A 25,942-nucleotide genomic window follows, 5' to 3' on the forward strand; every position below is an offset into this window, starting at 1 on the left:
CACTGAGCCATCACAGGGACGAGTCCATGGCCAATACTCTGCAAATGACCATTAACCTTGCGACAACGCGCGCCACCCAACACCTTGTACTAGCCTTCGTAATTATGGCTGTGGTAGCGGGTTTATGCTGGCTAGAATTCAAATTTATCAATGAGTTACAGCTAAAAGCGCCTTTTCGCGCGACTAACGTACCCACAACCACTCCCGAAAGACAGAAGTTAAGTAGAGCACTTTTTGAGCTATTTGGACCTGAAAAAACTGACCCAAACCCCATTAGCGCACCCGCAGAACAACTACCTGAAAGCAATCTCAATTTGCATGTTTCGGCCATATTCTTCATGGCGAATCCTGGCCACAGCTCGATTGTTCTAGAGGATGGCGATAGAACTCTAATACTCAAACCTGGAGATGAAGCTCGCCCTGGCGTCTCCGTCCAACATATCGAAAGCAATCGAGTAACCCTCAAACGCAATGGAAAACTCGAACAAATAAGCTTTCGAGGATTCGGCGAAATTGCTAGCAGCGATCTAGCATCCTTACCGCCTCTTGCGCAAAGCTCGAATAGCGAGCCCTTAACGGCCGCAGCCTCACCAGCCCCCCCCCCGCAGCTAGAGCAAACTACGCCGACTGCTTATCAGCAATTTATTCAACGCAAACTTGCGCAAACCAAGTAGTAGAGTACAAAAATTGTCTATCCGAATCCCATTAGTAATATTGTGCTCCCTCTTTTTTTTCTCGCCACAAAATTCCTATGCCGAGGACACATCTCCGCCAGAGGCAAGCGAGATTAAAATTAACATGCAAGACACCAATATCCGCTCTTTTATTGAGTGGATAGCTAAAGAAACAGGAAAGAACTTCATTATTGATCCGCGCGTGACCGGTAAAGTCACCGTAATATCTAACGAGACTATGACACCGGAAGAAGCATATAGGGTATTTCTTTCTGTATTGCAGGTTCACGGCTTTTCTGCAATTGAATCAGAAAGCGCCGTAAAAGTAATTCCTGACGCCAATGCAAAGCAGAGCGGCGTACCACTGGTTGACGACAACCAACTTAATGGTGATCAACAAGTCGTACGTGTAATACGCACAGAGCATGTCCCTGCTACTCAACTAGTTAACATTCTCCGCCCGATGGTACCTCAAGTCGGACACTTGGTGGCCTACCCGGACAGCAACGCACTGATTATTTCTGATAGAGCATCCAACATCAATCAGCTACTAAAATTGATTGTCGAAATAGACCGCGCAGGGCAATTTGAAATTGATGTAATACCTCTTAAATTTTCTAATGCAAAAGAAGTATCAGCCATTCTTAGCTCTCTGGCCTCCCAGAGCGGAGGACAAGAAGGAGCTAGTAAAATGAACATCGCGGTAGATGAGCGCACCAATAGCGTTCTTATATCTGGCGACCCCAGTAAACGCCAACAACTGCGAGATGTATTAGCCAATCTTGACCGGCCTGGCAGTCTTGTTCGTGACACACGCGTCACCTATCTGCACTATCTTAAAGCGTCTGAGGTTGCTCAAATACTTCAGAATATTGCCACAAGCATTCAGAAACAAGACAAAGACATCGGAATATCAGGCGCCGACATTTCGATACAAGCCAACGACACGACAAACGCATTAGTTATAAGCGCCCCTCCTGGAATAATGGAAACCATAGACAGCGTAGTTAAACGCTTAGACATTCGGCGCGCGCAAGTACTGGTTGAAGCCGTTATAGTAGAAGTTTCCACAAATAAACTTAATGAACTCGGTGTTCAGTGGAAAACCTCTAATAGTGCCCTTACGGGTGACGGCCTATTTGGGGGTATTAAATCTTCCTTCAAGGGCAATAGTATCGACAGCCTCCCTGACAGCCCATTAAAGCTAGATGCGGGGCTGACCTTGGGGTTTTTCAGCAATGGCTCCCTTCGCTCCTTAGTCCGCGCACTCGCCACTGACGATTCAATGAATATATTATCTACACCAAACTTGGTTACCCTCGATAATGAGGAAGGGAAAATTGTAGTAGGTCAAAACGTCCCCTTCGTAACCGGCAGTTCAACGAGCGCCTCAAATCCGTCAACCAACCCTTTCCAGACAATAGAAAGACAAGACGTCGGTATTACACTCAAGATAAAACCTCAGATTAATGAAGGCGACTCGGTTACCCTCAACGTCTACCAAGAAATATCCAGTGTCAGCACGGACACTGGCGCTGCCGACATTGTGACCAACAAACGCTCCATAGAAACGAGGGTACTTATCAAAGACAATATGACCCTAGTGCTCGGCGGACTGATTTCAGATGAAGTCCGTGACTCTGGCGACAAAGTTCCTTTCCTTGGAAAAATCCCCGTAGTAGGCAGATTATTTCGCAGCGACCGCAAAGAAATTGCGAAGAAAAATCTTATGGTTTTTATAAAACCAACAATAATTAACGACTTCGATCACGCAAGCCAGCTCACTGAAGGAAAGTACAACTTCATCCGTGACCGACAACTTCGCTATGACACAGAAGATTCCATCCAGGGCAAACCCACACTCCCCAAACAGCTCAACAGCTCCAACAACGAACTAAAGATTAATAACACAATACCTTTGGACTGATTTTAATTTAGCCAATTAAATCTTCGCCGTAATAGATGCCGTTTGTTTGCTTCGAGGTCTGCGCCACTTCCTGTGTAGTTTGCCACCACAGGCTGCCCAGCAATGCGACTCCAAGCCCCTAACATGCGACACACAAGTAAATCGATAATAATTGATAACGCGTAGCAAAGTATAAAAGCACAGCACACTTAAACAGCCTATACATATTCGCCGCTGAGTCGCGAGAAAAACGGCTATGCGTAGACAAACAACTGACATTATTAACACCAGCGAAGCTCATGTCGCCTTGAGCTTTTTCTTTAATTTGATAAAAATGTGGGGGTTGCACAATCGAACAGCAGCTTATTCTTTTAGGGGGAATCAGCGAAAAACTTATGAGGCTTACCAAAAGAACCCTGAACGACCAATAAGCGGTGAATTGCTTGAACGCATCTCTTATTCGATGGGAATTCATACGTCATTGCTGATCTCACATATCACCATCAACAATAACGCGCATGAATGGTTATATCAGCCGAACTTTGCAGCTCCACTCCACGGAAAATCTGCCCTTGAACATATGCTAAAAAGCCGCACGCTAGATATTGCAGATGTTCGCCGCCACCTAGGGATGGTCTGAAGTAGCCATGTATTTCCCCGGCATACCACCTAGCGCAACTTTTAAACTCGCCAAATGATCAAAAAACAATCAATTCGACGAGTATTTCTTACGTTTTCGCCACCCGGACCCCACTCCGGTGGCCATTTCCCGCATTACAGGCGCACCTCTCCTGCATTCGTCAGTAAATGTCGGCGCGCCATCCACAGGTTCGACAGAGCGAACAGTGTCACCAGTTGCGCCGTGTTTTTGGCCAAGCCGCGAAAGCGCACCTTGGTGTAACCGAACTGGCGCTTGATTACCCGGAACGGATGCTCGACCTTGGCGCGCACCTGAGCCTTGGCCTTTTCAATCTTGCGCTTGGCTTTGTACAGCACGCTGCGCTTATCGAGTTTTTTGTAGGTGCTGCGGCGTGCCGCCACCTGCCAGATAACTTCACGTCCTTCATGCTCGGGCCGCTTTTCGACACCGGTGTAGCCTGCATCGGCGCAGACCACGTTTTCGTCGCCATGCAGCAATTTGTCCACCTGGGTGACATCCGCCACATTGGCCGCCGTGCCCACTACGCTGTGCACCAGACCCGATTCGTCATCGGCGCCGATGTGGGCCTTCATGCCAAAATAATACTGGTTTCCCTTCTTGGTCTGGTGCATTTCCGGGTCGCGCTTGCCGTCCTTGTTCTTGGTCGAACTGGGCGCATTGATCAGCGTTGCATCGACGATGGTGCCCTGGCGCAGCGACAGGCCGCGGTCGCCCAGATAGCCATTGATGACAGCGAGGATGCCGGCCGCCAGCTCGTGTTTCTCCAGCAAGCGGCGGAAGTTGAGAATGGTGGTTTCGTCGGGGATGCGCTCCAGGTTCAGCCCGGCAAACTGGCGCAGGATCGTGGTTTCGTACAGCGCTTCCTCCATCGCTGGATCGCTGTAGCCGAACCAGTTCTGCAGCAGATGCACACGCAGCATCGCCATCAACGGGTAGGCCGGACGGCCACCTTCACCCTTCGGATAATGTGGCTCGATCAAAGCAATCAAGCCCTTCCACGGCACCACCCGATCCATCTCGATCAGGAACAACTCCTTGCGGGTTTGCTTGCGCTTGCCAGCGTACTCGGCGTCGGCGAAGGTCATCTGCTTCATCGGGAAACTCGGTGGGTGGGGTCGCGGTATTTTGCCAAATCAGAAAGTCTTTTTCAGAGTTTCCTTAACGGTTTCAGGGCATTTGGTATTTCGATATGACGGGAAGATAGCGACTTGAACCCGTTTGTGAGCGCTTCAGTTCGTGCAACCGCCCACTTAATACGGGGCTTCCGCTCGCTTCACCAGCTCATTTCGGCTCAATTCGCCGCAGCGTTTTCGACACTTTTTCGACATTTATTTCTTATTGCCTAGAGTGATAATCTTCCCTCATCTCAAGCCACCATCGACAACTAGCATTTAAAAACATGGAAAAATTAATTCTCACGGACAAACTATGGCAGGGCTTTATTGGGCAGGCCTACACAGAAAATCTATTGACCATCCCTAAGGCAGAGCACAGAGAAACCGACTCAGTATTAAGAATGCACAAGTCGTCCCGACACAAGAAGGAGGCATTGACTTTATTCTTACTTTACGATCAGACAATACTAACAAATGACCATCTAAGTTTTTCATCTCCAGCCCTTGAGGCGGAAAATCATATTCTTCTGTGCGAACAACCAGAAATCCTCCTCGATATATTCAAACACACAGACTGGTACGACATACGCGACCCCGCCGCCTTTGCAAAGGGAATGGAGCTTGTAGTCGAGAGCAAAGAATTTATTGTTCCCTGGGCAGTAGAACAAAAACATCAACTATTTTGTGAAATAGCAAAAGAACTGAAGCTGTCCAGAATCGAATTAATCACCAATTTCATAGATTACGCACATCAATATTTCACTCTAAATGCTTCCCCTGAAAATCACGCTTTTTCTCAAATGGTAGGAAGTGAGATTGCCGATATTTTTTGTGAAAAATTCCAGGCCGCCACTCCAGACAAGGAAGCTTTACATTCCGTAGACGCCATCTTATTTGGCTTAATGGTTAAGGCTGAAAGAATTTTCGAAGCTAAAAGATTATCCATAGAACATGGAGCCCCGGCAGCGGGAAAAGTAACTTCTGACGGTCGATACGCTCTCAACTCTAAGACTAACCCTTCAAACCCAAACACTTTATTCTCTGATTTTCATGTGGTTAGACAAGCCTTTGAGGACGCAGATTTATCAATTCCAATTCCAGAATCAATAAAAAGTGCTTTAGCAATGAAGCAAGACCCAAACTTTAAACCATTCCAAGAGCAGCTAAGACTTTTTCAACAAAAATTTGCCAACGGCCAGATAAAAGACTCCCATGAGATACTCTTAGAAATAAAGAAAGCAAGAAAACACCTAAGGTACTCTGGAGAGCTGACTAAAGGAATGCGACTTGTTACATACTCCTCCATTCCCACTGCAATTCTTGAATCTTTGCTTTTGGGCGGAATCCCTGCAATTAGCATGACTGCTACCGTTCTTTCTACTGCAGCGCAAACATTTAACGACGTTGCGCAGAAGAAAAACAACTGGGTGTTATTTGGAAAATGACCTATCAAAGTTAATTTCTAATAAAATCATCCCATCGGGCTAAAATTGCTCGATGCTGAGCAATAGCGCTGTTTCATACGATCACTATGATCCTGTCGATCATTGTCGTAGCGCGCCCGCCATGCCCTGCACTCTTCGTGGTAGTGCTGTTTGGCGGCTTTGCGGCATTCGCGGTAGTCGATTGAGCCTTTGCGGTGGTTGGCGCATACGCTGCTGTTGTCGATGTAGTTATTAACGGCCACCCACTCTGCTAGGTAGTTCGTGCCGCCATTCCAGCTCTTGATCCACTGTGAGGTGTGCTCTCGCCTTACGGTGTTCGTCTTTCTTTCGTTACTGGTGCTGGCCGCTGCAACCTGCGTGTAGGTTGGCGGTATGTAGGTGCTGGCCGGCTGTTTTGGTGTGTAGTTGTTGTCATTGAATACGTTCTGGCTTCGCTGCACTGCTAGCGCGGCTTGCTGCTCTGACCATTCAATATCAGCTTGGCTAGGCGATGGCTGGGCAACCTGTGGGGCGGGCTCGAAATGCGCAGGGGCCTCTTGGATGGAGTGCGGGGGTTCGCTGTAGGTTTGGGCTGGCTGCTCGCTGAAAACCGGCTGACCGCCAATACGGATGGCCTGTTTAAGCTGGTTAACGTCGGTCACGATTGGCTTGGCAAACAGCGCGATCAATCCCCATGTAATCGCTGAGCCAACGCCCAGGATAACGACGGTACGCCAAGGGGATTGCTTCTTGTTGTTGCGTATATAGTCCGGCGCATCATCCCAGTCTGAGTTCATTAATGCTTCCTTGCCGCCCACCTAGTTACTGAAAGTAGATTTGTTCTCTTCTATGCATTGTGGAAATGCCACACGGATAGTGACGGAACGAACATGGAACTGGAAGAGCCGGAACCCTCAACGCTGATAGGCCCGCAACAGGACGTTAAAACCGTCCAATCCTGGGCGGAGCGCAACGGCCTTACCTATGGCGCATCCCGCATCTGCGCCATAAAGGCGGCTACGGAAGGTGGATAAGCACATGCCTTCATCGGTGATTGTTTAGCCTTGCACCAGCCAGATTTTCCCCCAACCCACCGCCTTTGATCGCAAGCATCTGAAAGTATGTGAAAAATTTCAAACCAGGGGTTCGCCAAACGCACTTCAGCTGTTATCATGCGCGCCGCCACGGGAAGATGCCGGAGTGGCCGAACGGGACGGATTCGAAATCCGTTGTGTTAGCGATAGCACCTAGGGTTCAAATCCCTATCTTCCCGCCATATCGCAGTACCGAAGCCCCTGACTTTTTAGCGAAGTCAGGGGCTTTTGCGTTTCAGCTCGGTCAATAAATGCCGAAAGCGCGCTGCCGCTTGAAAGCCACAAAAAAGGGGCGCCGTAGCGCCCCTCTGCGTCGCGCTTACGCGCTTAGTGCTGCGGTTTAGACGGTCAGGCGCGTCAGGGCTTCGCGGTATTTGTCGGCGGTTTTTTGCGCGACGTCGGCGGGCACTGCTGGGGCCGGCGGCTCTTTGTTCCAGCCGGTGGATTCCAGCCAGTCACGCACGAACTGCTTGTCGAAGCTTGGCGGGTTCTTGCCTTCTGCATAGCTGTCCGCTGGCCAGAAGCGGCTGGAGTCTGGCGTTAGGGCTTCGTCCATCAGGGTCAGGGTGCCGTCTTCATCCAGACCGAATTCGAACTTGGTGTCGGCGATGATGATGCCGCGCGTGGCTGCGTATTCCACTGCTGCGCTGTACAGGGCAATGGCGGTGTCGCGCACTTTGGCGGCCAGCTCTGCGCCGATGATCGCTTCGCACTGTTCGAAACTGATGTTCTCGTCATGGTCGCCCACGGCAGCCTTGGTCGAGGGGGTGAAGATCGGCTGCGGCAGTTTGGCCGCTTCCTTGAGGCCCGCTGGCAGTTGGATGCCGCAGACGGTGCCGCTCTTCTGGTATTCCTTCCAGCCGGAGCCGACGATATAGCCACGTACGATGGCCTCCACCGCGACCGGCTTAAGGCGCTTGGCGACTACTGCGCGGCCTTCCACCAGCGGCAGTTCGGCGGCCGGGACGATGTCTTCGACCTTGTCGCCGGTGAAGTGGTTGGGCACCAGGTCCTTGAGCTTGTCGAACCAGAAGTTGGAGATGGCGGTGAGGATCTTGCCCTTTTCCGGGATCGGCTCGTTGAGGATCACGTCGAATGCCGAAAGGCGGTCGGTGGCGACCATCAGCATGCGTTTGTCGTCGATCTCATATAGATCACGGACTTTGCCCGAATAGATTTTCTTCAGGCTCAGGGTGGTGGCTGTGCTCATGTCGGAATTTCCGCCTTTGGTAAACAAAACAGGCGAAACCCGCCGGGTTTCGCCTATTGGTAGTGCCGGTGCAGCAGTTACCTGCTGTCAGCCAAGGTTTTCCTGGATCAGGTCCAGCACCTTGCGCGCCACGTCGGACGGGGCAATGGTGTTGAGGTCTTTTTCCACGGTGACCTGCACGCTGTCGCCAACGGCGGTCAGGCGTACCTGATAACGCTCGGCGCGGGCGTCGATCTCTTCCTTGCTTGGCGCGCTGCCAAACACGCTGCCGAAGAAACCAGGCTTGTCATCAGGCTTCTGCGCCCGTTCGGCCAGGTTGATGTAGTACACGCCCAGGCTGCGGTTGATGTCGTCGATACGCACATCAGCCATTTCCAGGGAGCGACCCACACCGGACCAGGCGCGGTCGAAATCAGCCCCCAGGCTCAGCACCGGGTTGCCGTTGCCGTCTTCAGACAGGCTGACGCGATTCGGTGCGTCGTAATCACGGGCGGCCAGCAGGGAGACCGAACCGCCCTGCTCGGCGCTGCGCGCCAGGGTCACGAGCATTTCATCGAGCAGTGCAGCATCCAGGCTTGGATTGCTGCTGCGGTTGGTGAAAGCGACATCGGCAGTGCTGCCGGCTGGACGCTCGGCACTGACCACGAAGATTTCGCTGGTGTTGCGCTGCACGCCTGGCTCGATACGCACCCGTACACGGGTTTCGGCATCTGGATTCACGCCAGAGACACGGCTGCTCAGACGGCGCGCCATGGACTCGGACAGGGCATCAAACCGCTGCCAGGCGGTGCTGAACTCGCCGGTTTGCGGACGCTCTTCTGCAATCTGAAAACCGTTGTCGGCAAAGAACTGACGCGCCACAGGCCAGACTTCAGCCGGTACGCGCTGCGCCACAACCCAACGCGACTCGCCGCTCTTTTGCAGGCTGAACTCGCTGGCATCACCGGCCACAGCCAGGGCTTGCGGGCGCGGCACGATAAATTCGCCAGTGTCGGTGGTGGTGGCGACCTGCTGCGGCACGGGCAGCAATGGGTCGATGCGCTTGGCGTCGACGTTTGGCGGGATTTGCATCGTGGCCGTTTGACGGGCTTCGAGGTAGTCGCTGCCACGGTCACGGAAATAGCCGTTTTCGCCATAGATCCAGCCGCAACCGCTGGTGCCAGCGATGATCAGGGCCAGGGCGGAGAGTCCGGTGAGTCGCTTCATGCGTAGTAATTCCTCAATTAAACCAATACGCCGGACTGGCGCAGGGCCTGACGCAGCGGTTCATGACAACGTGGGCTGAGCCAGGTCAGTGGCAGACGGATACCGTCTGGCATCAAACCCATTTCATGCAGAGCCCATTTCACCGGAATCGGGTTGGATTCGATAAACAGCGCCTTGTGCAGCGGCATCAAGCGGTCGTTGATCGCCCGGGCAATCGCCGCTTCACCGCGCATGGCCGCCGCGCACAGATCGCTCATGGCGCGCGGGGCGACGTTGGCGGTTACCGAGATATTGCCCTTGCCGCCCATCAGCATCAGCTCAACGGCGGTGGCATCATCACCGGAATAGACCAGGAAGTCCTTGCTCACACGGTCCAGTACTTCCTGGCCGCGCTGCAGGTCGCCAGTGGCTTCCTTGATACCGATGATGTTGTCGATTTTGGCCAGACGCTCAACCGTCTCCGGCAGCATGTCGCAGACCGTACGGCCTGGCACGTTGTAGAGGATCTGCGGGATGGCAACCGATTCGGCGATGTGGCGGAAGTGCAGGTACAGGCCTTCTTGGGTCGGCTTGTTGTAATACGGAGTGACCAGCAGGCAGGCATCGGCGCCGACGTCTTTGGCAGCGCGGGTCAGCTCGACCGATTCACGGGTGGAGTTGCCACCGGTACCGGCGATGACCGGAATGCGCCCGGCAACCTGGTCGACGATGCGCTTGATCACTTCGATGTGTTCAGGCACCTCAAGGGTCGCCGACTCGCCGGTAGTGCCGACTGCGACGATGGCATTGGTGCCCTCCTGCAGGTGGAAATCCACCAGTTTGCTCAGGCTGTCCCAATCAAGACCACCTTGTGCATCCATGGGCGTAACCAGTGCCACCATACTGCCCGCAATCATGCAACCGCTCCTGCCGGAAAAAGAGAGCCGTAATGGTACTGGGGCCACCTGCCTTGCACAAGCGAAGTACCGCGGCTGTGATGCAACGCGTATACAATCTTTCTCGAGCAAACGCGGCACATTCCTCACCACCCAGCCGCGCCGGCATTCCCCTGAGCGGTGCTTTTCGCTACCCTTCCGGCTTTGATCGGCGCTGTGTACGCAGGCCGACCGCTTATCGTTTAGGAAGGCTGCATGTCCACCCCCCTAGTTCGCGAACAATTCCTGCTTATCAGTGCCCTTGGCCCCAACGCCATGGAGCTGACCAATGTGCTCTGCCGCACCAGTCACGAGAACCGTTGCGCCGTGGTCAGCACCCGCCTGAGTCGGCATGGCGAGTACAGCGCACTGGTGTTGCAGATATCCGGCAGCTGGGATGCCCTGGCGCGCCTGGAGTCGAGCCTGCCGGCGCTGGCGAAGAAGCACAGCTTCTCGGTCAATGTGATTCGCAGCGCCGCCTCGGAAAGCCGCCCACAGGCGCTGCCTTATGTGGCCTATGTCAGCTCGGCCTACCGCCCGGACATCCTCAATGAGCTGTGCCAGTTCTTTCTCGACCATCACGTCGAGCTGGAAAACCTCACCTGCGACACCTACCAGGCCCCGCAGACTGGCGGCACCATGCTCAACGCTACCCTGACCGTGACTCTGCCAGCCGGTACGCAGATCAGCTGGTTGCGCGATCAGTTTCTCGACTTTGCCGATGCGTTGAACCTGGATGCGCTGATTGAGCCTTGGCGCCCACAAAATCCATAAGGAGTTTTTATGGCCGTAGCACTCGACACCCCGGTTGCAGACTTCCAGGCCCAGGCCACCAGCGGCCAGACCGTTCAGCTGTCCGCACTCAAGGGCCAGCAAGTGGTGATCTACTTCTACCCGAAGGACAGCACCCCGGGCTGTACCACCGAGGGTCAGGGTTTTCGTGATCAATACCCGGCGTTTCAGGCGGCCAACACGCTGATCTTCGGTGTGTCGCGCGACAGCCTGAAATCCCACGAGAACTTCAAGTGCAAGCAGGAGTTCCCCTTCGAACTGATCTCCGACAAGGATGAAGCCGTCTGCCAGCTGTTCGATGTGATCAAGCTGAAGAAGCTCTACGGCAAGGAATACCTGGGCGTGGACCGCAGCACCTTCCTGATCGATAAAGCAGGCGTACTGCGCCAGGAATGGCGCGGCGTGAAAGTGCCAGGGCATGTTGATGCCGTACTGGCCGCAGCCCAGGCACTGAATAAAGCCTGAATCGCGCGCAATAAAAAGCCGGTCAATTGACCGGCTTTTTATTGCCTGCAGATTAATCCGCCGCAGCCTGCTCGCTGCGCGGCCAGGCGTCGATCACCGCCTTGAACAGCGTGGCCAGCGGGATGGCGAAGAACACCCCCCAGAAGCCCCACATGCCGCCAAACAGCAGCACGGCGCAGATGATCGCCACCGGATGCAGATTGACCGCCTCGGAGAACAGCAGCGGAACCAGGACGTTGCCATCCAGCGCCTGAATGATCCCGTAAACCACCATCAGGTAGATGAACTGATCACCAAAGCCCCACTGGAACAGCCCGATCAGCGCCACCGGCACTGTCACCACCACCGCGCCGATATACGGCACCACCACCGACAGGCCGACAAACAAGGCCAGCAGCGCCGCATAGTTAAGCCCCAAGGCAACAAAGGCGATGTAGGTCACCACGCCGCAAATGATGATTTCGATCACCTTGCCACGGATGTAGTTGGCGATCTGCTTGTTCATCTCCTCGGCTACCTGGGTGATCAGGGCACGCTCACGCGGCAGATAACCGCGAAACCAGGCGCCGATCAGCTCCCGATCCTTGAGAAAGAAGAACACCAGAATTGGCACCAGTACCAGGTAGATCATGATGCTGACCAGCATCGGCAAGCTCGATAAGGAAAACGACAGCGCCCACTGGCCGAACTTGCCGACCTCACCACGCACGCCCTCAATCAGCTGCAGCACCTGCACATCGGTAATCAGCGTTGGGTAACGCTCCGGTAGCAGCAGAAACAGCGACTGCCATTCCCCCAACATGCGCGGCAGCTCATTGAACAAGGTGCTCAACTGCTGCCAGAGCAGCGGCATCAACACCAGCAGAAACAACCCCAGCATGCTTAGAAACAGGGTGAACACCAGCCACACCGCCACCACCTGCGGTAAGCGCAGGCGCTCAAAGGCATTCACCAGACCCTGCATCAAAAACGCCAGCACCAGGCCCGTCAGCACCGGAGCCAGCATGCCGCCCAGATTCAGAATCGCAGCAAAACCAAGCACCAACAGCACCGCGAGCACCACCGCCTGCTCATCAGAAAAATAGCGATGCAACCAATCCTGAAACACCTTGAACATCGTGACTCCTTACTTGGGCAGCGCCTTTAATAGGCTGCCTCATAATCCGCACTTGTCACAGCAAACCCTAAGCCTTGCGCAGCCAATAACGGTACACGCCATTATCGACCTCTTCACGCAGCAGACTATGCCCCGCCAGGCTGGCGAAGGCACGGAAATCCCGCTGCGAACCAGCATCGGTGGCCTCAATCTTGAGCACAGCACCACTGGCCAGACGATTTAGCTCCAGCTTGGCCTTGAGTAAAGGTAGCGGGCAGTTCAGCCCGCAGGCGTCCAGTTGCGCGTCGAAGTCCTCGGCACGCCATTGCATATCAGTCATTGAGCCACTCCAGGAAGGCCGCAAGGATACCCAAGGCCGCACAACCCTGGCCAGCACAGCCGCCAGCCAGCTACAGTAGCGCCTTTGTTCGACACGAGCTTTGTGCATGAGCCTTCTGCGCCCTACCCTGTTGACGCTGGCCTGCCTGCTGGCAGCCCCCGCCATGGCCAGTGACCTGCCCTCCCTTGGCGATGCCAGTTCCGCCATCGTTTCCCCGCAGCAAGAACACCAACTGGGCCGCGCCTGGCTAAGCCTGGTACGCGGCCAGGTCAGCCAGCTCGACGATCCACAGCTCAAGGACTTCGTCGAAACCAGCGTCTATCGCCTGAGCGAAACCAGCCAGCTGCAGGATCGCCGCCTGGAGTTCGTCCTGCTCAACAGCCCGCAGATCAACGCCTTCGCCGCACCCGGCGGGATTGTCGGGGTCAACGGCGGCCTGTTTCTCTATGCGCAGACTGAAGCCGAATACGCCTCGGTCATGGCTCACGAACTGGCGCACTTGTCGCAACGCCACTTTGCCCGCGGCCTGGAAGCCCAGCAGCGCATGCAGATCCCGGTCATGGCCGGCCTGCTCGCTGGTATCGTCGCGGCGGCTGCCGGCGCTGGCGACTTAGGCATCGCCGCCATCGCTTCGACCCAGGCCGCGGCCATGCAGGAGCAGCGACGCTTCTCTCGGCAGAACGAGCAGGAAGCCGACCGAATCGGCCTGGTCAACCTGGAAAAAGCCGGCTTCGACCCACGCGCCATGCCCAGCATGTTCGAGCGCCTGATGCGCCAATACCGCTACGACCGCAAGCCGCCGGAATTCCTTCTCACTCACCCGGTGTCGGAGTCGCGCATCGCCGACACCCGCAACCGTGCCGAACAGTACAAAGCCACAGGCATCACCGACAGCGTGCGCTACCAGCTGATGCGCGCACGCGTGCAGCTGACCTATGAAGAAACCCCAGGGGTCGCCGCCAAGCGTTTTCGCAACATGCTCGACGAAAACCCACAGCTGGAAGCCGCCCGCTACGGCCTGGCGATTGCCCAGATCAAAAGCGGCCAGCACAAGGAGGCCCGCGAGTCCCTGCAACCGCTGCTGGCGAACTCCCCCAACGATGTGGCCTACAACCTGGCGCAAGTTGAACTGGACATGGCCGCCAATCGCCTGAGCGACGCGCAAAGCCGGATTACCCGGCTGCTGACCCTCTACCCGAACAACTACCCGGTCAACCAGGCACATATCGACCTACTGATGAAGCAGAGTCGCATTCAGGAAGCCGAGCGCGCCCTCGACGATATGCTGAAAAGCCGCGGCAAGGACCCGGACGTCTGGTACCAGGTGGCTGAAGTACGCGGCCTGAGCGGCAACACCATCGGCTTGCACCAAGCCCGTGGCGAATTCTTCGCCCTGGTCGGCGACTACAACCAGGCCCTGGAACAACTCGACTTCGCCAAACGCCGCGCCAGCAACAACTTCCAACTGGCCTCACGCATCGACGCCAGGCAGCGCGAGCTGATGGAAGAAAAACGCATCATCGAGCAGATGCTGCGCTAGCCCTACGTAGCCCGTATAAGCCCTGGCGCAATCCGGGAAACATCGCGCAGACAGAACCGCGCCCCGGACTGCGCTGCGCTTGTTCGGGCTACCGTTCAGCAACGGCCGCTTTTGCGGGTGGCGCAATAGATGCGTGGGCTGCTCCTCTCTCCCTCATAGGGCGTTGGGGCTAGGCGTTGCCACTCAACTTGAGCCGCGCCGCCTGGGTGAAATCGAGCATGCGCTTGAGCGGCTTGATCGCTTTGGGGATCAATGCTGGGTCGACGAATATCTCGTTACTGCCCTCGCGCAGGCACTCCAGGGTGCGCTGCAGGGTATTCATTGCCATCCATGGGCAATGCGCGCAGCTGCGGCAAGTCGCGCCGTTACCGGCGGTTGGGGCGGCGACAAACTCCTTGTCCGGACACAGCTGCTGCATCTTGTAGAAGATGCCGGCGTCGGTGGCGACGATAAAGGTCTTGTTTGGCAGACGCTGCGCAGCAGCGATCAGCTGGCTGGTAGAACCCACTGCATCGGCCAGATCGATCACTGCGGTCGGCGACTCGGGGTGAACCAGCACGGCGGCATCCGGATACAGCGCTTTCATGTCTTCCAGCTGCTTGGCTTTGAACTCTTCGTGGACGATGCAGGCACCGTCCCACAGCAGCATGTCCGCGCCGGTTTTATTCTGGATATAACGACCCAGATGCTGGTCCGGCGCCCAGATTATGCTTTCGCCGTTGTCCATCAGGTGCTCGACGATTTCCACCGCACAACTGGAGGTCACCACCCAATCGGCGCGCGCCTTCACCGCCGCCGAGGTATTGGCATACACCACCACCGTGCGTTGCGGATGCTGATCGCAGAACGCTGAGAACTCTTCCACCGGGCAACCCAGATCGAGCGAGCAGGTCGCTTCGAGCGTCGGCATCAGCACGCGCTTTTCCGGATTAAGAATTTTCGCCGTTTCGCCCATAAATTTTACGCCAGCCACCAGCACGGTCTGCGCCGGATGCTGATTGCCGAAACGGGCCATTTCCAGCGAGTCGGAAACGCAGCCGCCGGTTTCCTCGGCCAGCGCCTGCAGCACCGGGTCGCAGTAATAGTGCGCCACCAGCACGGCGTTCTGCTTTTTCAGCTCGGCAGCGATTTCAGCGCGGTAAAAAGCCTCTTGCTCAGGCGTCAACGGCTTGGGCTGCTTGGCATCGAGGTGGGCTTGCACCAGCAGGCGTTCGGAAATCTGGGTCATGTCATCAGGCTCTGAATATGCTTTCAGTGCAGCGAGTATACCCGCCTGCACAGCGCCGGCGCAGGCAGCTTGCAACCACGTACAGGCGGTAAAAGTTACAGATACAAAAAAGCCCGAAAATTCCTTTAATCAGAACTTTCAGGCTTCTTGACCTTCCGAGGAAGGAAATATGGTGGGTCGTGTGGGATTCGAACCTACGACCAATTGGTTAAAAGCCAACTGCTCTACCAACTGAGCTAACGACCCGACGCGAGGCGCATGATACTGATTTAATTCAGAAATTCAACTCTTCGCGAAAACTTTTTAGAAATAACGAGTGGGATCTACCAGCCCAGCGGTAGCAAAACCCGCCGCGCGCAGACGGCAGCTGTCGCATTTTCCGCAGGCGCGCCCCTCATCATCAGCCTGATAGCAGGAGACAGTCAGCGCGTAATCAACGCCCTGCTGAACGCCTGCCTGGACGATCTCGGCCTTGCTCATGGCCTGCAGCGGAGCCTGAATGCGAAAGCCCTGCCCTTCTACACCGGCCTTGGTAGCCAGATTGGCCATGCGCTCAAAGGCCTCAATAAACTCCGGACGGCAATCCGGGTAACCGGAATAATCCACCGCGTTGACGCCGATAAAAATATCTCGCGCACCCAGCACCTCAGCCCAACCCAGCGCGAGGGACAGGAACACCGTATTGCGGGCTGGCACGTAAGTCACCGGAATGCCTTCGCTAGGACTTTCCGGCACCTCGATACTGGAATCAGTCAGCGCCGAGCCGCCCATGCCATTGAGATTAAGGCCGATCACCTTGTGCTCGACCACACCCAGTTGCCGCGCCACTTGCTCGGCCGCTTGCAATTCGGAGCGGTGACGCTGACCGTAATCGAAACTCATGGTGTAGCAGCTGTAGCCATCGGCCTTGGCCAACGCCACCACGGTGGCCGAATCCAAACCACCTGACAGCAGGATTACCGCTTTCTTATCGCTCATATCAATGTCCCGGCTCATCATTCCAGAGAATCTTGTGCAACTGCATTTGCAGGCGTACTGGCAGATTGTCGGCAATGATCCACTCGGCCAGCGAGCGTGCTTCCAGCTCATGATGACTGGGCGACATCAGCACTTCGCTAACGCGCTGATCCAGGCGGTACTGGATCAGTTTGCTCACCGCCCAGTCGTAATCCTCGCGCGAACAGATAACGAACTTGACCTGATCATTGGCCGTCAGCAGATCGATGTTCTCGTAGCGATTGCGCGCCACTTCGGCCGAGCCTGGGGTTTTCAGGTCGAGCACTTTGCTCACCCGCGGGTCGACCGCCGATACATCCAACGCGCCACTGGTTTCCAGCGACACTTCATAGCCGGCATCACACAGACGCTTGAGCAAAGGAATGCAATTGGGCTGGGCCAACGGCTCACCGCCGGTCACACAGATATAGCGCGGCTTGTAGCCGGCGACCTGCTCGAAAATGGCGTCCAGCGACATGATCTCGCCACCACTGAAGGCATAGGCGGTGTCGCAGTATTGGCAACGCAGAGGGCAGCCGGTCAGGCGAACGAACACAGTCGGCAAGCCGGCGGTGCGCGTCTCGCCCTGCAGCGAGTAGAAAATCTCGGTAATTCGCAGGGTATCTTGCATATCAGCCACGGGCGTGACAGCTAAACAGGCCGTCCGCCTCCGTTGCGGGAAAAGGGGGGCGGATTCTAACGAAAAAACCCGCGCAAAGCGCGGGTTTCTTGATTCGAAGTTCAGCTTTTACGGCAAACGCTGCAAATCACGCTGCGCCAACTGAGCAGCTGAACTGCCCGGGTACTGCACAATAACCTGCTGCAGAATACCTTTGGCCTTGTCGCTATTACCCAGACGCTGCTCGACATCAGCCAGCTTGAACAGCGAGTCCGGCACCTTGGCGTGGCTTGGATAGGTCTGACTGACCCGTGCAAATGCCTGGCCCGCGCCTTGTAGATCACCCTTGGCCAAATTCACCTCGCCCAGCCAGTATTGCGCGTTACCGGCGTACTGACTGTTCGGGTATTTGCGCAAGAAGGCGGCAAACGCCTGGCTGGCTTTGTCGAAGTCCTTGGCTTTGATCAAGTCAAAGGCAGCTTCGTAGAACAGCTTTTCCTTTGCAGGATCAGCCGGCTCATTGCTGGCCGGAGTTTGCGCCTGCCCCGCCGCTGGCGGAGTCGGTGTACCGCTGGCATTGATCGCGCCAGCAGCTGAAGAATTCTGGTTGGTCGCAGCACCTGCCGCACCACCACTTACACGCCGATCAAGATCCTGATAACGCTCCAGGCTTTCTTGCTTCAGACGTTGAATCTCATTCTGTTGTTCTTCCAGCGTACCGCGCAGCTGCGCGATCTCTTCCTGCATCTGCTGCAACTGGTTGAACAGCATGCCCTGCGCCGAGACAGGGGCCGCAGCCCCTGTCCCGGCGTAGGTGCCGGACGTACCATAACCAGCAGGCGGGTAACTGCTGCCGTAACCGGCATTGTTATCCACCACGGGAACCTCAGCCCACGCCGCAAGCGGCAGGCTGAGCGCCAAAACGGTTAAAGCACGGCGGCACGTACGCATATCGAATTACTTACGCAGTTCGACGCGACGGTTTTGAGCCCACGAGGACTCGTCGTTGCCAGTGGCGATTGCACGCTCTTCACCGTAGGAAACCAGTTCCAGTTGAGCCGGGGAAACGCCCTGCAGTACCAGGTAACGCTGCACAGCTTTGGCGCGACGCTCGCCCAGAGCCATGTTGTATTCACGAGTACCGCGCTCGTCAGCGTGGCCTTCCAGAACTACGCGAGCGCCGTTGCCTTGCAGGTCACGGGCGTGCACGTCCAGAGCGCGCATGGCCTCTGGCTTCAGGTCGGAGCTGTCGTATTCGAAGTAGAAGGTGGTGATAGCGCGCAGAGCAGCTTCTTCGCTCAGGCTGCCATCAACAGCGCCAGTGTTGGCACCGTAACCAGCGTTAGGATCGGTAGCGCCTTCGCCAGCAGCGTCGCCGCCTTTCGAGGAGCAACCAACTGCAACGGCCAGAGCCAGGCTCAGGGCAGCAAACTTACCAAATTTCAGCATTTCCATCATGTAACTCCTAATGAACCCCAGTGTGTTAAGCAGTATTTCAGACAGCAAAAAGGTGTAGCGCCGCATCAGTTCAGGTAAGGGGACCAAGAAGGCTCTCGAACTTCGCCTTGAGCGGTAGGAAGAGGGAGCCTCACGCGACCATTGGTGGACGCTAATACCAAGACTCCCCGGCCCTGCTGGCGGGTGGCGTAGATTACCATGGTGCCGTTAGGCGCGACAGTAGGCGACTCGTCCAGACTGGTATCTGAAAGTATCCGCAAATTACCACGCTGCAGGTCTTGGGCCGCCACTTTGAACACGGTGTAACCATCCTGGCGGTGAATCATCACCAGGGTCTTCTCATCAGCAGATAGTTTCGGGTTGGCGTTGTAGTTTCCGATAAAGGTCACACGTTCTGCCGAACCACCATTGATGTTGGTTTTGTAGATTTGCGGCTTACCGGAACGGTCCGAGGTGAAGTACAGGGTCTGACCGTCCTTACCCCAGAACGGTTCGGTATCGATCGATGGCTGGTTAGTTACCCGGCGCAGCTGGCGAGTGCCCATGTCCATCACATAGATTTCTGGGTTGCCGTCACGCGACAGCACGAATGCCAGACGATTGCCGTCCGGCGACCAGGCTGGCGCGCCATTCAGGCCTTCAAAGTTGGTGATCTGCTCGCGGCGACCGGTATCGATATGCTGCACAAAGATGCGCGGACGCTTCTGCTCGAACGAAACGTAAGCAATGCGACGACCATCTGGAGCAAACGACGGCGACAGAATCGGCTCACGCGACTGGAGCAAAGTCACCGCACGAGCGCCGTCATAGTCGGAGCGCTGCAGGGTGTAACGGGTGTTGTTGACCGCAAAACGCTCGGCAGTCACGTAGAGCATGCGGGTGGAGAACGCACCCTTCACACCGGTAAGCTTTTCAAACGACTGATCGGCGATATGGTGTGCCATGTCACGCAACTGATCGACACCGCCACCCACGCTGCCGGTCATGACCTGCTGCTGAGTGGTGACGTTAAACAAGGCGAACTGGATCTGCAGACGCCCGGCGCTCGGCACAATGCTGCCGACCAGCACGTATTGCGCGCCCAGAGCCTGCCAGTCGCGGTAGATCACTTCAGTCGCCTGGGTCGGCAAGCTGATCATGTTCTGCCGAGGGATCGGCTCGAACACACCGGAGTTGCGTAGGTCATTGCCGATGATTTCAGCCATGTCCTCGGGCAACACGCTGCCACCCTGCCAGCCAAACGGCACTACGGCGATGGGGGTGGCGCGATCAGTACCACTGCTGATCACCAGCGGATCAGCGGCCTGAACGGTGCCGACCAGCATGGCCAGACCGAGCAGAACAATACGCATCAGGGTATTCACAGACCTAAATCCTCCGGTTTGAAGACAGCGCGACGCTGCCGGTATAGGCGATCAAAAGTGGCACGGTCCAGTTGCTGCATTTCAGCAATACGTCCAACGTTACGCACCGCTTGCACGGCCGAGTTATCAAATGGCGAGTCGCCACTGGAGCGCGTCACGCTGGCATTGGTTATGGTGCCATCAGGCAGCATTTCGATCAGTACTTCTACGCTCATGCCATTACGCGCCGATGGCGGGCGCCGCCACTGCTGGCTGACCAGCATAACAATCAGATCATCCAGGCTACCGGCCACCTGATCACCGACGGTATCGGCGATTGCCTGCTGACGACCGACATCCTCGGACAACAGCTCGGCCAGTGCAGCAGCCTTCTTGTCTTCTACCGCTTTACGCTGAGCCGCCTCAGTTGCTTTCTTTTTGGCATCATCGGCAGCTTTTTTCTTCGCAGCTTCGGCGGCGGCTTTCTTTTTCGCCTCTTCTGCGGCTTTTTTCTTGGCGTCTTCAGCAGCTTTTTTCTTGGCCGCCTCATCCGCCGCTTGTTTTTTGGCTACATCGGCGAGCTTCTTCTGCTCGGCGGCCTTCTTATCGGCCTCGGCTTTCTTCGCAGCTTCCGCTTTCTGAGCCTCTTGGGCTTTCTTTTGTTCCGCGGCCTTGGCCGCTACTTTTTCCTGCTCGGCCTTTTTCTGCTCAAGCTGCTCGGTTTCATACACCGGCGCCGTGGTTTTCTTGGTTTCGCCAGCGATTTTCTGATTGGTCTGGGTGGTGGCTTGGCTCTGCGATTGCAGCTTGTACAGGGTCGCCTGCACCACAGGCTTGGCCGGCGGTAGCTCCGGAGCAAAGGCGAAGCTGACGAACAACATGGCAAACATGATGACGTGCAGCCCCACAGCCCAGACCACAGGCCAGAACAGACTTTCCGAGGGCGAACGCTCGCGCTGGTAGTGCATCAGGGGGCCTCGGTAATCAGCCCGACGTTACCCACGTCAGCCTGCTGCAAGCCACCCATGGCCGCCATGATGGTGCCGTAGTCAACGGTCTTGTCGCCGCGTACAAACACCTGCACCTGCTTACCGGTTGCCCGGCTCTGGCTGATGATCGCAGTCACTGCGCGGGTCATTTCTTCCAGGGTCAGCGCCTTGTCCTGCACGGTATCGACATCGACTTCGGTGCCCATATTCCAGAAATAGGTCTTGTCGGCCTTGATCGAAATGGTCAGCACCTGGGCGTTATTGTCCTGCGGCAAGACCTCACTGCTGACTTGCGGCAGATCGACCTTGACCCCTTGATTGAGCATGGGCGCGGTCACCATAAAGATCACCAGCAGTACCAACATCACATCGATGTAAGGCACCACGTTCATCTCGGCGACGGGCTTGCGTCTGTTGCGAATTCTGGCCATGGCTTAAAACCTTTCGTAAAGAGTGCCTAAGGCTTAGTCGTCGCTGGTGTGGACTTTGCGGTGCAGAATCGCCTGGAACTCATCGGCGAAGGTGTAGTAACGGCCAATCAGCATTTCGCCGCGGGCGGCAAAGCGGTTGTAGGCGATTACCGCAGGAATGGCAGCAAACAGGCCGATGGCAGTGGCGATCAGTGCTTCGGCAATACCCGGCGCTACGGTGGCCAGGGTCGCTTGCTGCACCTGGGCCAGGCCGCGGAAGGAGTTCATGATGCCCCATACGGTACCGAACAGGCCGATATACGGGCTGGTCGAACCGACAGTGGCGAGGAACGGCAGGCTCTGCTCGAGTTTCTCTTCTTCACGTGAGATGGCCACACGCATGGCACGAGCCACAGCATCCATCACCGCATCCGGATCAACACCGGACTGCTGACGCAGACGCGAGAACTCTTTGAAACCAGCGCGGAAGATCTGCTCCAGACCGGAATCTGGGTCCGGGTTGCTGCCCGCCTGGCGGTACAGCTTGGACAGGTCGATACCCGACCAGAAGCGTTCCTCGAAGTTATCCAGGGCACGCTTGGCTGCACGCAGCAGCGCGGTGCGCTGAAAAATCATGACCCACGAAGTGACCGAAGCGGCCACCAACGTCAGCATTACCAGTTGCACCACCAGGCTGGCGTTGCTGATCAGACTCCACATGGACATGTGGTCAACGGCGTTGGCTTCCACGCTTACTCTCCTGCTCTAGATGTACCCGCGCCGCCCTGCCCGGCAAAGGCCGTGTGCAGAGCTTGGGGAATGGCCCGGGGTTTCAAATTGTCGGCGCGCACACAGGCCACCATAAACTGCCCTTCACAAAGCAGCGCATCATCCGTTGCCCGCCTGACCTGTTGACGAAAACGCAGGCTGGCACGGTTTAATTCAATTACTTCAGCGCTTACCAGCAATTCGTCGTCGAGCTTGGCGGGCGCGTGGTAGCGCGCTTCAGCCGAATGCACAACGAACAACAGGCCCTCCTCGGCCAACGTCGACTGGAGAAAACCCAGATCACGCAGGCACTCGGTGCGAGCCCGTTCCATAAATTTGAGGTAATTGACGTAGTAGACGATGCCGCCTGCATCGGTGTCTTCGAAATAAACCCGACAACGATGGGTGAACGGCGTAACTCCGTTTTGCGCGCGCATACTCTAGTGCCAGCTCCTGATCTTGCCAATCGTCTTCGACAAGTATTTTTTGTTAATCATCGTCACTCACAAACAAGTCAGCCGTGGGCATCTCACCCATGCGCTTGGGCACATTCAGGCCAAAGTGCAAATAAGCATGCCGGGTGACCACGCGGCCGCGCGGGGTGCGCATGATATAGCCCTGCTGAATCAGATAGGGTTCCAGCACATCCTCAATGGTGTGGCGCTCTTCACTGATGGCTGCGGCCAGGTTATCAACACCCACCGGGCCACCGTCGAACTTCTCGATCATGGTCAGCAGTAGACGCCGGTCCTGGTGGTCGAAGCCACGCTCATCAACATCCAGTAGGTTCAAAGCCAGGTCGGCGATTTCGCGGGTGATATCGCCCTGCGCACGCACTTCGGCAAAGTCGCGCACACGGCGCAGCAAACGATTGGCGATACGCGGCGTACCGCGGGCGCGGCGGGCAATCTCGAAGGCGCCATGGGGCTCGATCGACAAGCCGAGAATCCCCGCAGAGCGCATGACGATAGTCGCCAGATCTTCGGTGTTGTAGAACTCCAGGCGCTGAACAATGCCAAAACGGTCGCGCAGTGGATTGGTCAGCATGCCAGCCCGAGTGGTCGCACCGACCAGGGTAAAGGGCGGCAGATCGAGCTTGATAGAGCGCGCGGCCGGGCCTTCACCGATCATGATGTCGAGCTGAAAATCTTCCATTGCCGGGTACAACACTTCCTCGACAATCGGCGACAGGCGATGAATCTCATCGATAAACAGCACATCGCCCGGCTCAAGATTGGTCAGCAGCGCCGCCAGATCACCCGGCCGCTCCAGCACGGGGCCCGAGGTGCTCTTGATCGAAACATTCATTTCCTGAGCGATGATATTGGCCAGGGTGGTCTTGCCCAGACCGGGTGGACCGAAGATCAGGGTGTGATCGAGCGCTTCGCTGCGCCCACGGGCCGCCTGGATAAACAGCTCCATCTGCTCGCGCACGCTCGGCTGGCCGATGTATTCGGCCAGTTTCAGCGGACGAATGGCGCGGTCAACCTGCTCATCACGGTCACGCGGGGCTGCGGTAATCAGGCGATCAGCTTCTAGCACTAGACCATTCCCTTCAGGGCTCGACGAATCATATCTTCACTGCTCAAACCGTCTTCCTTAATAGCTGAGACGGCGCGACTGGCTTCCTGGGGTTTGTAGCCGAGCGAAATAAGTGCACTGACCGCATCATTCTCCGCGCTTGAGACTGCACTGCCGCCGCGAGGTTCCACCACTAGGTGCGACATGCCGGGCACGGTTTCCCAGGCTTTGAAGCGATCCTTCAGCTCAACCAGCAGGCGCTCGGCGGTTTTCTTGCCAACACCCGGAATCTTCACCAGCACCGAGGTATCTTGCGCCTGCACACAACGCACCAACTCATCGACTTCAAGGCCGGACATCAAGGCCAGAGCCAGTTTCGGGCCGACACCATTGAGGCGAATCAGCTCACGAAACAGCTCACGCTCGCGCTTCTCGAAAAAACCATAGAGCAGATGCGCATCCTCACGCACCACCAGATGGGTGTGCAGGGTCAACGGCTCACCCACCGAGGGCAAACGGTACAGGGTGGTCATGGGCACTTCCAGCTCATAACCCAAACCATTTATGTCAACAATCACATGGGGCGGCTGCTTTTCCGCCAGGGTGCCGCGCAAACGTCCGATCACCGCTGCTTTCCTTAAAAATTACGTTACAAACGAAGGCGACCCGCGCGCCGCTTGGCGCCGACCAGACCATGGGGAATCAGACTCTGCCGGTGATGGGCATGGCACAGGGCGATGGCCAGGGCGTCCGATGCGTCGATCTGTGGCTTCTGCACCAGTTTGAGCAGGTGCATGACCATCAGCTGCACTTGCTCCTTATCCGCCCCGCCGCTGCCGGCAATCGCCTGCTTGACCTGGGTCGCGGTGTATTCGGCGATATCCAGCCCCGCTTCGATCCCCGCGACAATGGCCACGCCGCGCGCCTGGCCAAGCTTGAGCGCGGAATCCGGATTGCGCGCCATAAACACCTGCTCGATGCCCATGGTCACCGGCCCGTAGGTTTCGATCACCTCACGCACGCCGCGAAACACGACCTGCAGACGCTCCGGCATCGAACCATTGCCCGTGCGAATGCAGCCGGAGGCGACATATTCGCAATTGCGCCCGGTATCACGCACCACGCCGTAACCGGTGATGCGCGAGCCGGGGTCGATGCCGAGAATCAAGGTCATGCCCTACCACCCACTCAAGGCGCCCGCCAACTTGACCGACACACTGTCTATTTATCCAGTTGGCGAGTATAGGGCCAGCCCACTTCGGCGTCACCCAGGCCGGTGCTATTAAAAATGACCAGGAGCCACTTTTAATAGCGCATCGTGACAGCCCACTGGTTAGCCGCCTATAAAAAAGCCGGAAGTGCTCAGGCATACACCTGAAGACCTCCGGCTTTTCATTGGTAACCGACACTCAGCCAAGCTGCTCCATGATCTCGTCAGGAATTTCGGCGTTGTGGTAGACCTCCTGCACATCGTCGAGGTCTTCGAGCATATCGATCAACTTAATGACCTTTTGCGCGGTTTCCAGATCAGTAACCGGCGCACTGATCGATGGGATCATGGCGATTTCCGCCTCATCGGCCTTGAAACCGGCCGCGCTAAGCGCCTCGTTGACCCCATGAAAATCGGCAAAGCTGGTCGACACCAGCGCCGAGCCATCCTCAGCCATTTCCACGTCATCGGCCCCGGCTTCCAGCGCCGCCTCCATCAGGGCATCTTCGCTAACGCCTGGGGCGAAGCTGAGCTGACCCTTGCGCTCGAACATATAGGCCACCGAACCATCGGTGCCCAGGTTGCCACCGCACTTGGTAAAGGCATGCCGCACTTCGGCCGCGGTGCGGTTGCGGTTGTCGGTCATGGCCTCGACGATAATCGCCACACCACCCAGCGCGTAACCTTCGTAACTCAGCTCAACAACGTTATCGGCTTCGTTATTGCCGGCACCACGGGCAACGGCGCGGTCAATTACATCGCGGGACATATTGGCAGTCAGCGCCTTGTCCACCGCCAGACGCAGACGCGGGTTGTCCGCAGGGATCGGACCGCCGTGCTTGGCTGCCACCGTCAGCTCACGAATGATCTTGGTGAAAATCTTGCCGCGTTTGGCGTCCTGACGCCCTTTGCGGTGCTTGATGTTGGCCCACTTGGAATGACCAGCCATAACTCACTCCGTAA

The 25,942-nt window shown here is 56.4% G+C and carries 28 protein-coding genes, 2 tRNA genes and 1 pseudogene; 9 read left to right on the forward strand and 22 right to left on the reverse strand.

Going from position 1 to position 25,942, the window contains the following annotated elements; all coding sequences use genetic code 11:
* The first annotated feature begins 26 nt into the window (after nt 1–26).
* From Q8O69_RS02350 to Q8O69_RS02360, 3 genes are all read left to right on the forward strand, one after another.
* Complete coding sequence (locus tag Q8O69_RS02350) at nt 27–674, forward strand: type II secretion system protein N (RefSeq protein WP_305589301.1); 648 nt, start codon at nt 27–29, stop codon at nt 672–674.
* Between the two features lie 124 nt (nt 675–798).
* On the forward strand, nt 799–2,601 hold the full coding sequence (gene gspD / locus Q8O69_RS02355; protein ID WP_305589303.1) for a type II secretion system secretin GspD: 1,803 nt from the start codon (nt 799–801) through the stop codon (nt 2,599–2,601).
* A gap of 235 nt (nt 2,602–2,836) precedes the next feature.
* Nucleotides 2,837–3,220 (forward strand): DUF2384 domain-containing protein, encoded by a 384-nt coding sequence (locus Q8O69_RS02360; RefSeq protein ID WP_305589305.1) that lies wholly within the window; start codon nt 2,837–2,839, stop codon nt 3,218–3,220.
* A gap of 134 nt (nt 3,221–3,354) precedes the next feature.
* Here the strand turns inward: Q8O69_RS02360 and Q8O69_RS02365 are convergent, their stop codons facing one another.
* Nucleotides 3,355–4,335 carry an IS5-like element IS1384 family transposase gene (locus tag Q8O69_RS02365; protein ID WP_010466230.1) on the reverse strand — a complete coding sequence of 327 codons (981 nt, stop codon included), beginning with the start codon at nt 4,333–4,335 and terminating at the stop codon, nt 3,355–3,357.
* Between the two features lie 305 nt (nt 4,336–4,640).
* On the opposite strand from Q8O69_RS02365, the gene Q8O69_RS02370 reads away from it, so the two are divergent.
* Nucleotides 4,641–5,801: a hypothetical protein gene (locus Q8O69_RS02370; RefSeq protein ID WP_305589307.1), complete on the forward strand. Its 1,161-nt coding sequence runs from the start codon at nt 4,641–4,643 to the stop codon at nt 5,799–5,801.
* Between the two features lie 26 nt (nt 5,802–5,827).
* Here the strand turns inward: Q8O69_RS02370 and Q8O69_RS02375 are convergent, their stop codons facing one another.
* Nucleotides 5,828–6,577 carry a hypothetical protein gene (locus Q8O69_RS02375; RefSeq protein ID WP_305589309.1) on the reverse strand — a complete coding sequence of 250 codons (750 nt, stop codon included), beginning with the start codon at nt 6,575–6,577 and terminating at the stop codon, nt 5,828–5,830.
* A gap of 93 nt (nt 6,578–6,670) precedes the next feature.
* On the opposite strand from Q8O69_RS02375, the gene Q8O69_RS02380 reads away from it, so the two are divergent.
* Both Q8O69_RS02380 and Q8O69_RS02385 read left to right on the forward strand, forming a co-directional pair.
* A complete protein-coding gene (locus Q8O69_RS02380; RefSeq protein WP_371136033.1) occupies nt 6,671–6,814 on the forward strand; it encodes a hypothetical protein in 144 nt (47 codons plus the stop codon).
* 152 nt (nt 6,815–6,966) lie between these two features.
* Nucleotides 6,967–7,056 (forward strand) — tRNA-Ser (locus Q8O69_RS02385).
* Between the two features lie 158 nt (nt 7,057–7,214).
* Here Q8O69_RS02385 and Q8O69_RS02390 read toward each other — a convergent pair.
* From Q8O69_RS02390 to dapA, 3 genes are all read right to left on the reverse strand, one after another.
* Nucleotides 7,215–8,084 carry a phosphoribosylaminoimidazolesuccinocarboxamide synthase gene (locus Q8O69_RS02390; protein WP_305589311.1) on the reverse strand — a complete coding sequence of 290 codons (870 nt, stop codon included), beginning with the start codon at nt 8,082–8,084 and terminating at the stop codon, nt 7,215–7,217.
* Between the two features lie 87 nt (nt 8,085–8,171).
* Nucleotides 8,172–9,290, reverse strand: coding sequence for an outer membrane protein assembly factor BamC (gene bamC / locus Q8O69_RS02395; RefSeq protein ID WP_305589312.1), 1,119 nt, complete (start codon nt 9,288–9,290; stop codon nt 8,172–8,174).
* A 17-nt stretch (nt 9,291–9,307) separates the two neighbouring features.
* On the reverse strand, nt 9,308–10,186 hold the full coding sequence (gene dapA, locus Q8O69_RS02400; RefSeq protein WP_275963535.1) for a 4-hydroxy-tetrahydrodipicolinate synthase: 879 nt from the start codon (nt 10,184–10,186) through the stop codon (nt 9,308–9,310).
* Between the two features lie 234 nt (nt 10,187–10,420).
* On the opposite strand from dapA, the gene Q8O69_RS02405 reads away from it, so the two are divergent.
* Together Q8O69_RS02405 and Q8O69_RS02410 are read left to right on the forward strand one after the other, a co-directional pair.
* A complete protein-coding gene (locus Q8O69_RS02405; RefSeq protein WP_275963534.1) occupies nt 10,421–10,978 on the forward strand; it encodes a glycine cleavage system protein R in 558 nt (185 codons plus the stop codon).
* 9 nt (nt 10,979–10,987) lie between these two features.
* Nucleotides 10,988–11,461, forward strand: coding sequence for a peroxiredoxin (locus Q8O69_RS02410; RefSeq protein ID WP_275963533.1), 474 nt, complete (start codon nt 10,988–10,990; stop codon nt 11,459–11,461).
* 52 nt (nt 11,462–11,513) lie between these two features.
* On the opposite strand, the gene Q8O69_RS02415 is transcribed toward Q8O69_RS02410, so the two are convergent.
* Nucleotides 11,514–12,578 (reverse strand): AI-2E family transporter, encoded by a 1,065-nt coding sequence (locus tag Q8O69_RS02415; protein ID WP_305589313.1) that lies wholly within the window; start codon nt 12,576–12,578, stop codon nt 11,514–11,516.
* A 67-nt stretch (nt 12,579–12,645) separates the two neighbouring features.
* Complete coding sequence (locus tag Q8O69_RS02420) at nt 12,646–12,897, reverse strand: sulfurtransferase TusA family protein (protein ID WP_275963531.1); 252 nt, start codon at nt 12,895–12,897, stop codon at nt 12,646–12,648.
* A gap of 106 nt (nt 12,898–13,003) precedes the next feature.
* Here Q8O69_RS02420 and Q8O69_RS02425 point away from each other — a divergent pair, with 106 nt between their 5' ends.
* Nucleotides 13,004–14,437, forward strand: coding sequence for a M48 family metalloprotease (locus tag Q8O69_RS02425; protein WP_305589314.1), 1,434 nt, complete (start codon nt 13,004–13,006; stop codon nt 14,435–14,437).
* 169 nt (nt 14,438–14,606) lie between these two features.
* Here Q8O69_RS02425 and nadA read toward each other — a convergent pair whose 3' ends face one another.
* The 15 genes and pseudogenes from nadA to Q8O69_RS02500 form a co-directional block, all read right to left on the reverse strand.
* On the reverse strand, nt 14,607–15,665 hold the full coding sequence (gene nadA, locus Q8O69_RS02430; protein WP_305589315.1) for a quinolinate synthase NadA: 1,059 nt from the start codon (nt 15,663–15,665) through the stop codon (nt 14,607–14,609).
* Between the two features lie 170 nt (nt 15,666–15,835).
* Nucleotides 15,836–15,911: transfer RNA gene (locus Q8O69_RS02435), tRNA-Lys, on the reverse strand.
* A gap of 57 nt (nt 15,912–15,968) precedes the next feature.
* On the reverse strand, nt 15,969–16,643 hold the full coding sequence (gene queC / locus Q8O69_RS02440) for a 7-cyano-7-deazaguanine synthase QueC (protein ID WP_275963528.1): 675 nt from the start codon (nt 16,641–16,643) through the stop codon (nt 15,969–15,971).
* A 1-nt stretch (nt 16,644) separates the two neighbouring features.
* A complete protein-coding gene (queE, locus tag Q8O69_RS02445) occupies nt 16,645–17,292 on the reverse strand; it encodes a 7-carboxy-7-deazaguanine synthase QueE (RefSeq protein WP_305589316.1) in 648 nt (215 codons plus the stop codon).
* A gap of 117 nt (nt 17,293–17,409) precedes the next feature.
* Nucleotides 17,410–18,231, reverse strand: a complete 822-nt coding sequence (gene ybgF / locus Q8O69_RS02450; RefSeq protein WP_305589318.1) for a tol-pal system protein YbgF — start codon at nt 18,229–18,231, stop codon at nt 17,410–17,412.
* Between the two features lie 6 nt (nt 18,232–18,237).
* Entirely contained in the window at nt 18,238–18,735 is a 498-nt protein-coding gene (pal, locus tag Q8O69_RS02455) for a peptidoglycan-associated lipoprotein Pal (protein ID WP_304870625.1), read from the reverse strand.
* A 68-nt stretch (nt 18,736–18,803) separates the two neighbouring features.
* Nucleotides 18,804–20,102: a Tol-Pal system beta propeller repeat protein TolB gene (tolB, locus tag Q8O69_RS02460; protein WP_275963524.1), complete on the reverse strand. Its 1,299-nt coding sequence runs from the start codon at nt 20,100–20,102 to the stop codon at nt 18,804–18,806.
* On the reverse strand, nt 20,099–21,049 hold the full coding sequence (gene tolA, locus Q8O69_RS02465) for a cell envelope integrity protein TolA (protein WP_275963523.1): 951 nt from the start codon (nt 21,047–21,049) through the stop codon (nt 20,099–20,101). The genes tolB and tolA overlap by 4 nt, the downstream gene beginning before the upstream one ends.
* Nucleotides 21,049–21,501 carry a protein TolR gene (tolR, locus tag Q8O69_RS02470; protein ID WP_275963522.1) on the reverse strand — a complete coding sequence of 151 codons (453 nt, stop codon included), beginning with the start codon at nt 21,499–21,501 and terminating at the stop codon, nt 21,049–21,051. The genes tolA and tolR overlap by 1 nt, the downstream gene beginning before the upstream one ends.
* Nucleotides 21,502–21,534: 33 nt before the next feature.
* Complete coding sequence (gene tolQ / locus Q8O69_RS02475) at nt 21,535–22,230, reverse strand: protein TolQ (protein ID WP_304870633.1); 696 nt, start codon at nt 22,228–22,230, stop codon at nt 21,535–21,537.
* A pseudogene (gene ybgC / locus Q8O69_RS02480) lies at nt 22,211–22,685 on the reverse strand (tol-pal system-associated acyl-CoA thioesterase). Before ybgC ends, tolQ begins: the two are co-directional and overlap by 20 nt.
* Before the next feature lie 52 nt (nt 22,686–22,737).
* Nucleotides 22,738–23,790 (reverse strand): Holliday junction branch migration DNA helicase RuvB, encoded by a 1,053-nt coding sequence (gene ruvB / locus Q8O69_RS02485; RefSeq protein ID WP_305589319.1) that lies wholly within the window; start codon nt 23,788–23,790, stop codon nt 22,738–22,740.
* Complete coding sequence (ruvA, locus tag Q8O69_RS02490; protein ID WP_305589321.1) at nt 23,790–24,395, reverse strand: Holliday junction branch migration protein RuvA; 606 nt, start codon at nt 24,393–24,395, stop codon at nt 23,790–23,792. The genes ruvB and ruvA overlap by 1 nt, the downstream gene beginning before the upstream one ends.
* 23 nt (nt 24,396–24,418) lie before the next feature.
* On the reverse strand, nt 24,419–24,943 hold the full coding sequence (gene ruvC, locus Q8O69_RS02495) for a crossover junction endodeoxyribonuclease RuvC (protein WP_275963519.1): 525 nt from the start codon (nt 24,941–24,943) through the stop codon (nt 24,419–24,421).
* A 235-nt stretch (nt 24,944–25,178) separates the two neighbouring features.
* Nucleotides 25,179–25,928, reverse strand: a complete 750-nt coding sequence (locus Q8O69_RS02500; protein ID WP_305589323.1) for a YebC/PmpR family DNA-binding transcriptional regulator — start codon at nt 25,926–25,928, stop codon at nt 25,179–25,181.
* Nucleotides 25,929–25,942 lie beyond the last annotated feature (14 nt).

Source organism: Pseudomonas sp., from assembly GCF_030690725.1.
Taxonomy (GTDB): Bacteria; Pseudomonadota; Gammaproteobacteria; order Pseudomonadales; family Pseudomonadaceae; genus Aquipseudomonas.

Bases quoted from the DNA above. Each gene is read 5' to 3' on its own strand.
- Q8O69_RS02375 (WP_305589309.1), bottom strand. From the start codon at position 6,577: ATGAACTCAGACTGGGATGATGCGCCGGACTATATACGCAACAACAAG.
- ruvC (WP_275963519.1), bottom strand. From the start codon at position 24,943: ATGACCTTGATTCTCGGCATCGACCCCGGCTCGCGCATCACCGGTTAC.
- Q8O69_RS02415 (WP_305589313.1), bottom strand. From the start codon at position 12,578: ATGTTCAAGGTGTTTCAGGATTGGTTGCATCGCTATTTTTCTGATGAG.
- Q8O69_RS02370 (WP_305589307.1), top strand. From the start codon at position 4,641: ATGGAAAAATTAATTCTCACGGACAAACTATGGCAGGGCTTTATTGGG.
- Q8O69_RS02500 (WP_305589323.1), bottom strand. From the start codon at position 25,928: ATGGCTGGTCATTCCAAGTGGGCCAACATCAAGCACCGCAAAGGGCGT.
- Q8O69_RS02350 (WP_305589301.1), top strand. From the start codon at position 27: ATGGCCAATACTCTGCAAATGACCATTAACCTTGCGACAACGCGCGCC.
- Q8O69_RS02410 (WP_275963533.1), top strand. From the start codon at position 10,988: ATGGCCGTAGCACTCGACACCCCGGTTGCAGACTTCCAGGCCCAGGCC.
- gspD (WP_305589303.1), top strand. From the start codon at position 799: ATGCAAGACACCAATATCCGCTCTTTTATTGAGTGGATAGCTAAAGAA.
- nadA (WP_305589315.1), bottom strand. From the start codon at position 15,665: ATGACCCAGATTTCCGAACGCCTGCTGGTGCAAGCCCACCTCGATGCC.
- pal (WP_304870625.1), bottom strand. From the start codon at position 18,735: ATGGAAATGCTGAAATTTGGTAAGTTTGCTGCCCTGAGCCTGGCTCTG.
- queC (WP_275963528.1), bottom strand. From the start codon at position 16,643: ATGAGCGATAAGAAAGCGGTAATCCTGCTGTCAGGTGGTTTGGATTCG.
- Q8O69_RS02380 (WP_371136033.1), top strand. From the start codon at position 6,671: ATGGAACTGGAAGAGCCGGAACCCTCAACGCTGATAGGCCCGCAACAG.
- bamC (WP_305589312.1), bottom strand. From the start codon at position 9,290: ATGAAGCGACTCACCGGACTCTCCGCCCTGGCCCTGATCATCGCTGGC.
- Q8O69_RS02425 (WP_305589314.1), top strand. From the start codon at position 13,004: ATGAGCCTTCTGCGCCCTACCCTGTTGACGCTGGCCTGCCTGCTGGCA.
- Q8O69_RS02360 (WP_305589305.1), top strand. From the start codon at position 2,837: ATGCGTAGACAAACAACTGACATTATTAACACCAGCGAAGCTCATGTC.
- ybgF (WP_305589318.1), bottom strand. From the start codon at position 18,231: ATGCGTACGTGCCGCCGTGCTTTAACCGTTTTGGCGCTCAGCCTGCCG.
- Q8O69_RS02365 (WP_010466230.1), bottom strand. From the start codon at position 4,335: ATGAAGCAGATGACCTTCGCCGACGCCGAGTACGCTGGCAAGCGCAAG.
- Q8O69_RS02420 (WP_275963531.1), bottom strand. From the start codon at position 12,897: ATGACTGATATGCAATGGCGTGCCGAGGACTTCGACGCGCAACTGGAC.
- Q8O69_RS02405 (WP_275963534.1), top strand. From the start codon at position 10,421: ATGTCCACCCCCCTAGTTCGCGAACAATTCCTGCTTATCAGTGCCCTT.
- Q8O69_RS02390 (WP_305589311.1), bottom strand. From the start codon at position 8,084: ATGAGCACAGCCACCACCCTGAGCCTGAAGAAAATCTATTCGGGCAAA.
- dapA (WP_275963535.1), bottom strand. From the start codon at position 10,186: ATGATTGCGGGCAGTATGGTGGCACTGGTTACGCCCATGGATGCACAA.
- queE (WP_305589316.1), bottom strand. From the start codon at position 17,292: ATGCAAGATACCCTGCGAATTACCGAGATTTTCTACTCGCTGCAGGGC.
- tolA (WP_275963523.1), bottom strand. From the start codon at position 21,049: ATGCACTACCAGCGCGAGCGTTCGCCCTCGGAAAGTCTGTTCTGGCCT.
- tolR (WP_275963522.1), bottom strand. From the start codon at position 21,501: ATGGCCAGAATTCGCAACAGACGCAAGCCCGTCGCCGAGATGAACGTG.